Raw genomic sequence first — 10948 nt, forward strand, 5'->3', positions numbered from 1 at the left:
GAGGTGAGTGTGGGTCCAGTCATGTTGGATGTAGAAGGGTTTGAGCTGGATGCGGAGGAGCGTGAAATTCTGGCGCATCCGCTGGTGGGCGGCCTGATCCTGTTTACCCGCAACTATCACGATCCGGCGCAACTGCGTGAACTGGTGCGCCAGATCCGCGCCGCGTCGCGCAATCATCTGGTGGTGGCCGTCGATCAGGAAGGCGGCCGCGTGCAGCGTTTTCGCGACGGTTTTACCCGCCTGCCGGCAGCCCAGTCTTTCGCCGCGCTGCTCGGCACGGAAGAGGGTGGGAAACTGGCGCAGGAAGCCGGCTGGCTGATGGCCAGCGAAATGATTGCCATGGATATCGACATCAGCTTTGCCCCGGTGCTGGATGTGGGCCATATCAGCGCCGCGATTGGCGAGCGCTCCTACCATGAAGATCCGCGTATTGCGCTGGCAATGGCGACCCGGTTTATCGACGGGATGCACGATGCGGGAATGAAAACCACCGGGAAACACTTCCCGGGCCACGGGGCGGTGACGGCGGATTCCCACAAAGAGACCCCGCGCGACCCGCGTCCGGAAGCGGAAATTCGCGCCAAAGATATGTCGGTGTTCCGCTCGCTTATCACCGATAACAAGCTGGACGCCATTATGCCAGCACACGTGATTTACAGCGATGTCGATCCGCGTCCTGCCAGCGGCTCCCCGCACTGGCTGAAAACCGTTCTGCGCCAGGAGCTGGGTTTCAACGGCGTCATTTTCTCCGACGATCTGTCGATGGAAGGGGCGGCAATCATGGGCAGCTATGCTGAGCGCGGTCAGGCCTCGCTGGATGCAGGTTGCGATATGATCCTGGTCTGCAATAATCGTAAAGGTGCCGTTAGCGTGTTGGATAACCTGTCACCGATCAATGCAGAGCGTGTTACGCATTTGTATCATAAAGGTTCATTTAGCCGTCAGGAGCTGATGGATTCGGCGCGCTGGAAGTCGGTCAACGCCCGGCTTGAAGACCTGAATGAGCGCTGGCAGGCACATAAAGCCAGCCTGTAAACCCTCCCGGAAGGCGTAGCGTGGTGAGAAGACAATGATCATCTATTTACACGGTTTTGACTCAAACAGTCCTGGTAATCATGAGAAGGTGCTACAGCTGCAGTTTATCGATCCCGATGTACGGCTGATTAGCTACAGTACGCGCCATCCGAAGCATGATATGCAGCATCTGCTCAAAGAGGTGGACAAGATGCTGCAGCTTAACGTCGACGATCGCCCGTTGATTTGCGGCGTGGGGCTGGGCGGCTACTGGGCGGAGCGGATTGGCTTCCTGTGCGACATCCGCCAGGTGGTCTTCAATCCTAACCTTTTCCCGAATGAGAACATGGAAGGCAAAATTGACCGCCCGGAAGAGTATGTCGATATTGCGACCAAGTGCGTGAGCAACTTCCGTGAGAAAAACCGCGATCGCTGTCTGGTGATCCTCTCGCGTAATGATGAAGCACTGAACAGCCATCGGGCCGCAGAGCTGCTACATCACTATTACGAGATCGTCTGGGACGAAGAGCAGACCCACAAGTTCAAGAACATCTCCCCGCACCTCCAGCGCATCAAAGCCTTTAAAACGCTGGGCTAAACCACAGCCTGCCACTTCAGAAACCCGGTCGCGAACGCGCACCGGGTTTCTTTTTGTCCAGAATTGTCTACTTTTAAGCCATCAAAACTTGATGCATATCAATTTTGGTATGACCAATGCGCCTGACGTGTTATTCTCAATGCACCTGAATGGTTTCAGTGCTGTAACCTGTTGTTAATTAAGGGTTATTTTCATAACTTTTAATTAACAATTGGTTAATAATTTGAGGGGGTCACGTTGACTACGCCATTGAAAAAGATAGTGATTGTAGGCGGTGGTGCTGGCGGGCTGGAGCTGGCCACACAATTAGGCAAGAAGCTGGGGCGCGGTAAAAAAGCCAAAATCACGCTGGTGGATCGTAACCACAGCCACCTGTGGAAACCGCTGCTGCACGAAGTGGCGACCGGCTCACTGGATGAGGGCGTGGACGCGCTGAGCTATCTGGCGCACGCGCGCAATCACCATTTCCAGTTCCAGCTGGGCTCGGTGGTTGACATCAACCGTGAGAGCAAAACCATTACCCTGGCCGAGCTGCGTGATGAAAAAGGCGAGCTGCTGGTCCCCGAGCGCAAGCTGGCGTATGACACGCTGGTGATGGCGCTCGGCAGTACCTCCAACGACTTCAACACGCCGGGCGTTAAAGAGCACTGTATCTTCCTCGATAACCCGCACCAGGCGCGTCGTTTCCATCAGGAAATGCTGAACCTGTTCCTGAAGTACACCAGCAATCTGGGTGCGAATGGCAAGGTTAACATTGCCATTGTCGGCGGCGGCGCGACAGGCGTTGAGCTGTCCGCAGAGTTGCACAATGCGGTTAAACAGCTGCACAGCTACGGTTACAAAGGGTTAACTAACGAAGCGCTGAACGTGACGCTGGTTGAAGCGGGTGAGCGTATTCTGCCTGCGCTGCCTCCGCGCATTTCCGGCGCAGCGCACAATGAACTGACGAAACTGGGCGTGCGCGTCCTGACGCAGACCATGGTGACCAGCGCTGACGAAGGTGGACTGCACACCAAAGACGGCGAGTACATCAAAGCGGATCTGATGGTCTGGGCGGCAGGTATCAAAGCGCCTGACTTTATGAAAGATATCGGTGGTCTGGAGACGAACCGCATTAACCAACTGGTCACCGAGCCGACGCTGCAAACCACGCGCGACCCTGAAATCTTCGCTATTGGTGACTGTGCCTCCTGCGCGCGTCCTGAAGGGGGCTTCGTGCCGCCGCGCGCTCAGGCCGCGCACCAGATGGCAAGCCTGGTGCTGCACAACATCCTGGCGCAGTACAAAGGCAAGCCAATGAAGGCGTATGTCTATAAAGACCACGGTTCTCTGGTATCGCTGTCAAACTTCTCTACCGTCGGTAGCCTGATGGGTAACCTGATGCGTGGCTCGATGATGGTGGAAGGGCGCATTGCACGCTTCGTGTATATCTCCCTGTACCGTATGCACCAGATCGCGCTGCACGGCTACTTTAAAACGGGCCTGATGATGCTGGTGGGCAGAATCAACCGCGTCATTCGTCCGCGTCTGAAGCTGCACTAATCTTTCACTCCCTCCGGGCCCTCCGGAGGGATTTTTTAGCATATCATGCTGCTTGTCGTGGATTAGGTGCCTAAGAGTTCTCCTAAACGCGGTATATCTCTCCCCGATGTCCACTTTTTGATCCTTTGTCTTATTGGCGAAGCCGCGCCTCCATAGCAGAATTGTTACCAATAGCAACAAAGGAGGAAGTCCCGTGAATAAATCAATGTTGGCGGGTATAGGGATCGGCGTCGCAGCTGCGTTAGGTGTGGCTGCTGTTGCCAGTCTCAACGTTTTAGATCGCGGCCCGCAGTATGCGCAGGTGGTTTCAGCAACGCCTATTAAAGAAACCGTAAAAACCCCACGTCAGGAGTGCCGTAACGTCTCCGTAACCCACCGTCGTCCGGTACAGGATGAAAACCGTATTGCCGGCTCTGTTCTGGGTGCGGTAGCGGGTGGGGTGATTGGTCACCAGTTTGGCGGTGGTCGGGGTAAAGATGTCGCGACCGTGGTCGGCGCGCTGGGTGGCGGCTATGCCGGTAACCAGGTGCAGGGCGCAATGCAGGATAACGATACCTACACCACGACCCAGCAGCGCTGTAAAACCGTCTATGACAAGTCGGAAAAAATGCTGGGCTATGATGTGACCTACAAAATTGGCGATCAGCAGGGCAAAATCCGCATGGATAAAGACCCGGGCACCCAAATTCCACTGGATGGAAACGGCCAGCTGGTACTGAATAACAAAGCGTAAAAAAGATGTTCTCTGAACTTAGCTCCTCAAGCGCTCAGGCTGAGGAGCTTTTTTTTGCGTCAGATTTTGAGCAGTTCAGGCCACAGGCGCAGCGTGGTGTCGGAAATGTTCTGCAGTTTTTCCAGCGTCGCCCCTTCACGGGCGCTGATCGACATTCCCTGTAAAATACAGCTCAGGTATTGCGCCAGCATCTGAGGCTGGCAGTGTGCGGGAATTTCACCGCGCTGCTGGCGCTGAGCCAGAAATGCGCTGAGCGTCTCCTCCTGCATCGCATGACGCGATTTCACCGTATTGGCGATCTCTTTTGATGCTGCCGCCAGGGTGGCAGAGGTGTTAATCATAAAGCAGCCCGCGGGGGTCTCTTTACTGGTGAAGCAGGTGGCAACGGCGGTGAAGTAATCCCGTAGCGCCTGTTCAACGCTTTTCTCTTCACAAAATAGCTGGGCTTCGTGTTTCGCCGCAAAGCGCGAAATGTACCTGTCCAGCACCGCCCTGAACAGCCCCTCTTTATTGGTAAATTCAGCATACAGCGTCGGCGCTTTAGCTCCGGTGGCTTCTACCAGATCGGAAAGCGAGGTCGCTTCATACCCATGTTGCCAGAAGAGAGTCATGGCCTTATCAAGCGCTGCATCCCTGTCAAACACTTTTGGTCGGCCACGGCTTTTCTTCACACAACTCGTGACGTCGGTTGTCATTTGCCGTTGGTCCTCTGTTGGTTTGTTGAATGACCATTATAAAAATAAACGCAACCCACCACCAGTGCAGAATGCTTAAAAATAAATTAATCATATATGTATGAAAAATAACAATTTTAAAATTTAATTAATGCTCGTTATAAAAATGTGTTGACGCGTGAGCTGGATCACATTTATTATTTACCTATCGATCGTTAACAAAATAGCTAACGACCAAAAAATTCATCTGCCAAAGGTAAACATTATGAAAAACGTAAAAACCCTCATCGCTGCTGCTGTACTGAGTTCACTCTCTTTCGCAAGCTTTGCTGCTGTACAGGTACAATCCACTCCAGCCGATCAGCATAAAGTCGGGACGATCTCTGCGTCTGCCGGGACTAACCTGAGCTCTCTGGAAGATCAGCTGGCACAAAAAGCGGAAGCAATGGGTGCAAAATCTTACCGCATCACCTCTGTGACCGGTCCTAACACCCTGCACGGCACCGCTGTCATCTACAAATAAGCCGGGCATAAACCCTCATTTATGCCACTGCAATAAAAAACGCCCTGCTTAGCAGGGCGTTTTACTTTCCGTCTTACATGGACTGCTGGACGACATCGTGATGCCGGGTGACATCGGTCGGCATGCCTGACCGCGCTTCCATCGCGCGCTCCATCACCAGGCTATCGGTATTCGCATTCGTTTTGAAGCTCACCATCGCGGCATTCAGGTTAATGGGTAACGTCTGGGGATCATCGCCGATATTTTTTGATAGCGGCTGGTGAATCTCAACCAGCCGCACGCCGCCTGGCTCTTCAGAGACCTTAATCGGCGTATTGATAATATTCACCTTCGTTCCCGGCGTAACGACGTTAAACAGCGTTTTGATATCGTCATCGCGCAGACGAATGCAGCCGGAGCTGACGCGCATGCCGATGCCAAAATCCGCGTTCGTACCGTGCAGCAGGTACACACCGCCGTATGCGGCAAGGCGGATCGCGTGATGACCCATCGGGTTATCCGGGCCTGCCGGAACCACGGCAGGAAGATCGATGCCCTGGGCCTTATAGCGGGCGCGAATGTTGGCCGTCGGCGTCCAGGTTGGGTTGGCGCGTTTATCCGAGACGGTGGTGACCATCGTCGGCGTCAGCGTATCGCCGCCCAGTTGACCAATACCGATAGGGTAGACGGTAACCTCATTTTTACCCGGCGGGTAATAGTACAAACGCAACTCCGCCAGGTTGATCACGATCCCCTCCCGCGGGGCATCCGGCAGGATAGTCTGTAACGGAATCGTCAGTACGCTGCCCGCGCGCGGGACGTACGGATCGACGCCGGGGTTCGCCTGCAGCAGGGCCAGAAAACCGACGTTATATTTTTTGGCTATCGCTTCCAGTGAGCCACCATTGTTTTCAACCACATGAAAACGGTTTTCGCCCACCACCTTGCTGCCGGGCGGGGGAAGGGGCCAGGTGTTTGCCCGCGCAGGAAGCGCAACCACGACGGTGGCTGCCAGCGCAAACAGGGTTATCCAGCGGGTATAACGCGAAGAGGTCATCATCACCATAATCCATATAAATGATAAGGTTATTGTTTTAAAAGGGGTTAAAGATAATTATGGCGAATGGGTGTGTCGGGAAGATCGGGTGAAGTGCAAAGAGTTTGTAAATTGTCCCCCCGCCAGCACTGCGCTAACGGGGGGAAGGGCGAGTTACGCGACAGCGTTCTCTTCCAGCTGACGCATAAAGTTACGCACCCAGTCCATGCGCGTTTTGCGCTCCGTCAGCTCCTGGGTAAATTTCAGTCGCGTCGGGCCATCAAGACGGAAGTGCTGCGGCTGTTTTTGCAGCAGGCCGATCAGCCACATCGGGTTGACGTGGTTCTTCTCGGCAAATTCAATGACGCCGCCTTTTTCGTTGCCCTCAAGCTTGCGAATGCCCAGCTTCTGCGCCTGCTGGCGCAGGCGCGCGATATCCAGCAGATTACGCGCAGCATCTGGCAGCAGGCCGAAGCGGTCGATCAGCTCAACCTTAATTTCTTCCAGCTCGTTTTCCGTCTTCGCGCTGGCGATGCGCTTGTAGAACGACAGGCGGGTATTCACGTCCGGAATGAAATCATCTGGCAGCAGGGAAGGCATTCGCAGCTCGACCTCGGTTTGCTGGCTGGTCAAATCTTCCAGAGACGGCTCGCGCCCGGCCTTCAGAGCGTCCACCGCGTTTTCCAGCAGCTCCATATAGAGCGAGAAGCCGATGGTCTCCATGGAGCCGCTCTGGTCCTCACCTAGCAGTTCACCCGCACCGCGGATCTCCAGATCGTGCGTGGCCAGCGCGAAGCCTGCGCCGAGGTCTTCCAGCGAGGCGATGGCTTCCAGGCGCTTTTGCGCGTCGGTGGTCATCGCTTTCGGATGCGGCGTCAGCAGCCAGGCGTAGGCCTGATGGTGCGAACGCCCGACGCGGCCGCGCAGCTGGTGAAGCTGGGCCAGGCCGAAGTGATCCGCGCGTTCGATGATAATCGTGTTCGCCGTTGGAATGTCGATCCCGGTTTCGATGATGGTGGTACACACCAGCACGTTAAAACGCTGGTGGTGGAAGTCGTTCATCACCCGCTCCAGCTCGCGTTCGCGCATCTGTCCGTGACCGATGGCAATACGCGCTTCCGGTACCAGTTCCGCCAGCCTGTCGGCGGCTTTCTGGATATTTTCGACATCGTTATACAGGTAATAGACCTGACCCCCGCGCAGCACTTCACGCAGAATGGCCTCACGCACCACCAGATTGTCGTACTCGCGGACAAAGGTTTTTACCGCCAGACGACGCGCCGGCGGCGTGGCGATAATCGACAGATCGCGCATGCCGCTCATCGCCATGTTCAGGGTTCGCGGGATCGGCGTGGCGGTCAGGGTCAGGATGTCGACGTCCGCGCGCATCGCTTTGATGCGCTCTTTATGACGCACCCCGAAGCGGTGCTCTTCGTCGACGATCAGCAGCCCCAGATCTTTCCACTTCACATCGCTTTGCAGCAGCTTGTGGGTACCGATCAGAATATCGATCTTGCCTTCGCTTGCCTGCTCCAGGATCTGCGTCTGCTCTTTGGTGCTGCGAAAACGCGACAGCATCTCGATGCGTACCGGCCAGTTGGCGAAGCGGTCGCGGAAGTTGTCGAAGTGCTGCTGGGCGAGCAGGGTGGTCGGCACCAGCACTGCCACCTGCTTGTTGTTTTCAACCGCAAGGAAGGCGGCGCGCATCGCCACTTCGGTTTTACCGAAGCCGACGTCGCCGCAGACTAAGCGGTCCATTGCCAGCGGCTGGCACATGTCGCTCAGCACGGCGTTAATAGCCTGAGCCTGATCCGGCGTAGTTTCAAACGGGAAGCTGTCGCAGAACAGCTGGTACTGTTCTTTGTCGTGCTTAAAGGCGAAGCCCTCTTTGGCCGCGCGCTGGGCGTAGATATCCAGCAGTTCGGCCGCCACGTCGCGCACTTTTTCCGCCGCTTTCTGGCGTGCACGCGTCCAGGCGTCGCCGCCCAGCTTGTGCAGCGGCGCATTTTCCTCCGCGCCGCCCGCATAGCGGCTGATCAGGTGCAGCGACGAGACCGGTACATAGAGTTTGGCGTCGTTGGCGTAGGTCAGCATCAGGTACTCACCTTTGATACCGCCCGCTTCCAGCGTGGTCATCCCCTGATAGCGGCCAACGCCGTGCTCCAGGTGAACAATCGGCTGGCCTGGATGCAGCTCGGCCAGGTTGCGGATCAGCGTGTCCGGGTTGATGGTCCGACGGCTGTCCTGACGGCGGCGCGCGACGCGCTCGCCCAGCAGGTCGCTTTCGCAAATCAGCGCCAGGTTGTTGAGCGTGTCGATGAACCCGTGCTCGGCGGCGCCGATCATCAGATAACGACCGTTTCCGGTCGCTTCGCTCAGACGCAGGATGCGCTTCGGGGCCACCTTAATGCGTCCCAGCAGCTCACCCAAAGCTTCGCGGCGGCCTTCACTCTCAACGGAGAACACCACCGGGCCAGTAAAGGACTCCAGGAACTTGCGCAGATTATCCAGCGGGGATTTCTGCTGCGCCTGAACGGCCAGCTCCGGCAGCGTGCGGAAGGCGAGGTTGGTGTTGGCGGCCTTATCGGCAAGCGAATCGGTTTTCAGCTGCATGCGCGGCCAGCGCTTCAGCTCGGCGTTGAGTTCGTCGGTGCGCAGCCACAGCGCTTCCGGCGGCAGGAGCGGACGCATCGGGTCAACGCCCCGGTTTTCGAAGCGTGCGCGGGTTTCGCTTTCAAAGCGGCTGGCGCTGGCGTCGATATCGCCGGTGTTCACAATCAGTGTATTCGCCGGGAAGTAGCTGAACAGGGCGGGCAGCGGCTCGCTGAAGAACAGCGGCTGCCAGTATTCGATTCCGGCCGGGAGCGTACCTTTGCTGACCTGCTGATAGATATGTTCTGTATCACGCTTTACGTCAAACCTGTCGCGCCACTGGCTGCGGAACAGCTCGATGGCGGTTTTGTCCGTCGGGAACTCGTGGGCAGGCAGTAAATTGATGGATTCCACCTCTTCCAGCGTGCGCTGGGTGTCGGCATCGAACACGCGCAGGCTGTCGATTTCATCATCAAAGAAATCCAGACGATACGGCTGGTCGCTGCCCATCGGGTAAAGGTCGAGCAGCGCGCCGCGGGTGGCATATTCCCCGTGCTCCATGACCTGATCGACATGGCGATATCCGGCACCGTCAAGCTGGTCTCGCAGGGTGTCGCGAGACAGGCGCTGGCCTTTTTTCATCACCAGCGCGTGGCCGTGCAGATAGCTGTGCGGGCAGACGCGCTGCATCAGGGTATTCACCGGCACAATCAGCACGCCGCGCTGCATGGTCGGGAGTTGATAGAGCGTCGACAGGCGCGAGGAGATGATCTCCTGATGCGGGGAGAAACTGTCATACGGCAGCGTTTCCCAGTCGGCCAGGCTGAACACCAGGCTATTGGTGAACTGGCGAATTTCATCGTGCAGGCGCAGGGCGTTTTGCATATCCGGGGCAACCAGCACCACCGGGCCAGGGTGCCGCTCAGCGATTTCTGCCACCAGCGTGGCGCAGGCCGCGCCCGTGAGTTCACCCAGCTGGCGCTGGTCGCCCGCTTTGACGGGCAAGGAATAACGATAGTGTTCAGGCATGGCTATGTCAGAGTCTCTTATGGATATACCAACAGTATTGGGGCATATCACTGATACGCAATGTCTTTATTATCCTCGATCGTTTTACATAAGCAAATTGTAACCGCACGGCAGGGCTAAACGCCCCCAAAACGGGGGCGGAGAGGGCATTAACGGGTGGCAGGTGACAGGCTCCGCGTAGACGGAGGAGAGAAGAAAAGGTCCCCGAACAGCGCGGTGGAAATTTTACGCACCCCGAGCCCGGCAAGGGTACAGATCAGCAGGCTGGCAATCGGGTAGACCAGTATTAAGCACAGTTCTGCCCAGACCGGCCACAGGGCGGCATTCATCTCGCCAATCAGGATCAGGCTGAAGGCCTCAATTAAGATGCGGTGGGTGGTATAGATCGCAATGGTGTTTGAGCCAATCACGTTCAGCAGGTTGTTGGGATGCACGGCATAACGCTGCTCAAGGCTGTAGAACAGCTTCATGATCAACACGATCGACAGCAGAGAAAGCAGGAGAGGAACGTTAGCAAACCACAGCACCACGGAGACGGCCGCGAAAGCGCCAGTAGCCAGCCAGGTGCGGCGCAGGTTGAAGCTTTTCATCCACGCCATCAGCTCTGCGCCATACCACGCCCCCAGGCTGTAGTAGATCATGTTGCGTACCACGCTGTTCATTCCCCACCACGGCAGCGGCAGGAAGTTGATCGCGATGCTCGCCAGCGCAAGCAGTCCGAGTACCGGCAGCTTCCAGCGGCTCAGCAGTTTACATAGCGTGAAGTAGACCACCAGAGCATACAGATACCACAGGCTGGTGCTGGCGGTGAGCATGCCCCGCACAAATCCTGCCAGGGAATCGGCGTAGGCCGCGTTCGACGAGGTGGCAAGCTCGCGATCGGGCGCCAGCCAGGCGTTCAGGTGGGTCAGCGCCTGCCATTGCAGGATCCCCCACAGCGCCAGAACCCAGACAATGCTCCAGATCCGCTTGTCGAGGCTGGTGCGCCAGTCTACCTCATCAATATAACGACGGATCAGATAGCCGGAGATAAAGAAGAAAACCGGCATCCGGAACGGGGCGAGATAGAGGTTAAAATAGACCCAGCATTTGGCGAGGAGACCGGAGAGCGGATGCTGTAGCCCGCTGAGATGAGGATAAAAGGTGATGACCGAGTGGTAAATCACCACCAGACAGATGCACAGCCCTTTTATCTGGTTTATCCATAATGCTTTTTGCTTCATTGTTC

General features: G+C 56.5%; 9 protein-coding genes. 5 read left to right on the forward strand and 4 right to left on the reverse strand.

Features of this window, described 5'->3' with window-relative positions; genetic code table 11:
• Nucleotides 1–9: 9 nt before the first annotated feature.
• From nagZ to IM295_RS06890, 4 genes are all read left to right on the forward strand, one after another.
• Nucleotides 10–1035 (forward strand): beta-N-acetylhexosaminidase, encoded by a 1026-nt coding sequence (gene nagZ, locus IM295_RS06875; RefSeq protein WP_041912030.1) that lies wholly within the window; start codon nt 10–12, stop codon nt 1033–1035.
• Nucleotides 1036–1069: 34 nt separating this feature from the next.
• Nucleotides 1070–1612: an alpha/beta hydrolase YcfP gene (gene ycfP, locus IM295_RS06880; protein ID WP_008500781.1), complete on the forward strand. Its 543-nt coding sequence runs from the start codon at nt 1070–1072 to the stop codon at nt 1610–1612.
• Nucleotides 1613–1849: 237 nt separating this feature from the next.
• Nucleotides 1850–3154 carry an NAD(P)/FAD-dependent oxidoreductase gene (locus IM295_RS06885; RefSeq protein ID WP_028012730.1) on the forward strand — a complete coding sequence of 435 codons (1305 nt, stop codon included), beginning with the start codon at nt 1850–1852 and terminating at the stop codon, nt 3152–3154.
• Between the two features lie 193 nt (nt 3155–3347).
• Nucleotides 3348–3887, forward strand: coding sequence for a glycine zipper 2TM domain-containing protein (locus tag IM295_RS06890; protein ID WP_028012731.1), 540 nt, complete (start codon nt 3348–3350; stop codon nt 3885–3887).
• A 59-nt stretch (nt 3888–3946) separates the two neighbouring features.
• Here IM295_RS06890 and comR read toward each other — a convergent pair whose 3' ends face one another.
• Nucleotides 3947–4582, reverse strand: a complete 636-nt coding sequence (gene comR / locus IM295_RS06895; RefSeq protein WP_028012732.1) for a TetR family copper-responsive transcriptional repressor ComR — start codon at nt 4580–4582, stop codon at nt 3947–3949.
• Between the two features lie 244 nt (nt 4583–4826).
• On the opposite strand from comR, the gene bhsA reads away from it, so the two are divergent.
• Nucleotides 4827–5084, forward strand: a complete 258-nt coding sequence (gene bhsA, locus IM295_RS06900) for a multiple stress resistance protein BhsA (RefSeq protein WP_045630104.1) — start codon at nt 4827–4829, stop codon at nt 5082–5084.
• A gap of 73 nt (nt 5085–5157) precedes the next feature.
• Here the strand turns inward: bhsA and IM295_RS06905 are convergent, their stop codons facing one another.
• From IM295_RS06905 to IM295_RS06915, 3 genes are all read right to left on the reverse strand, one after another.
• A complete protein-coding gene (locus IM295_RS06905; protein ID WP_193066445.1) occupies nt 5158–6123 on the reverse strand; it encodes a L,D-transpeptidase family protein in 966 nt (321 codons plus the stop codon).
• 150 nt (nt 6124–6273) lie between these two features.
• The gene (gene mfd / locus IM295_RS06910; protein ID WP_193066446.1) at nt 6274–9720 is read right to left on the reverse strand and encodes a transcription-repair coupling factor; all 3447 of its coding nucleotides are present in this window, start codon (nt 9718–9720) and stop codon (nt 6274–6276) included.
• Between the two features lie 149 nt (nt 9721–9869).
• A complete protein-coding gene (locus IM295_RS06915; RefSeq protein ID WP_063437660.1) occupies nt 9870–10943 on the reverse strand; it encodes an acyltransferase family protein in 1074 nt (357 codons plus the stop codon).
• Between the last annotated feature and the right edge of the window lie 5 nt (nt 10944–10948).

The organism is Enterobacter cloacae complex sp. P14RS (assembly GCF_014895895.1).
GTDB classification, from domain to species: Bacteria; Pseudomonadota; Gammaproteobacteria; order Enterobacterales; family Enterobacteriaceae; genus Enterobacter; species Enterobacter bugandensis.

Excerpts from the sequence above, each read along its gene's own strand:
- IM295_RS06915 (WP_063437660.1), bottom strand. The coding sequence starts at position 10,943 with ATGAAGCAAAAAGCATTATGGATAAACCAGATAAAAGGGCTGTGCATC.
- ycfP (WP_008500781.1), top strand. The coding sequence starts at position 1,070 with ATGATCATCTATTTACACGGTTTTGACTCAAACAGTCCTGGTAATCAT.
- IM295_RS06905 (WP_193066445.1), bottom strand. The coding sequence starts at position 6,123 with ATGATGACCTCTTCGCGTTATACCCGCTGGATAACCCTGTTTGCGCTG.
- mfd (WP_193066446.1), bottom strand. The coding sequence starts at position 9,720 with ATGCCTGAACACTATCGTTATTCCTTGCCCGTCAAAGCGGGCGACCAG.
- bhsA (WP_045630104.1), top strand. The coding sequence starts at position 4,827 with ATGAAAAACGTAAAAACCCTCATCGCTGCTGCTGTACTGAGTTCACTC.
- comR (WP_028012732.1), bottom strand. The coding sequence starts at position 4,582 with ATGACAACCGACGTCACGAGTTGTGTGAAGAAAAGCCGTGGCCGACCA.